Annotated in this window: 1 protein-coding gene; it reads right to left on the bottom strand. The window is 61.3% G+C overall.

Annotated elements, in window-relative coordinates:
* The coding region (locus ACK59Z_RS25920) for an immunoglobulin-like domain-containing protein (protein ID WP_409294001.1) at positions 1 to 388 on the bottom strand (388 nt) is incomplete at both ends.

Here is a 388-nt window from a genome sequence, read left to right as displayed (position 1 = left end):
AGGGTCACGACCAGGTCGTGGGCCAGCGGCTGGTTGACGTGAACAGTGAAGGTCGGTTTGACGTTCTCGGCCACCGAGGTCTGGTCGGCTGTGATGGTGACCTTGACCAGATCGCCTTCGTTGCTACCGCCCGGGTTGCCTGGAGTGCCAGGCTCGTCGGTGACGGTAGTGCTGACCGGCGTCTTGTCCAGCGTCAGTTGCTCGAACTTGCCGACATCCGCACCTTCAACGGTAGCGATCGACTTCACGACAGGGTCGTTAGCGCCGACGTAGACGTTGTCCGGGGCAGTCACGGTAGCAGTACCCACGGTACCGTTGGCCGGCACGGTGATGACGGTTTTGCCGTCGCTCAGCGTGAAGGTCAATGCACTGTGGTTGTTGATCGGCA

The organism is Pseudomonas sp. KCJK9058 (genome assembly GCF_046230975.1).
Lineage (GTDB): Bacteria > Pseudomonadota > Gammaproteobacteria > Pseudomonadales > Pseudomonadaceae > Aquipseudomonas > Aquipseudomonas alloputida.
Note: the sequence above shows the minus strand (reverse complement) of the source record. Positions and strands in the feature narration are given on the sequence as shown.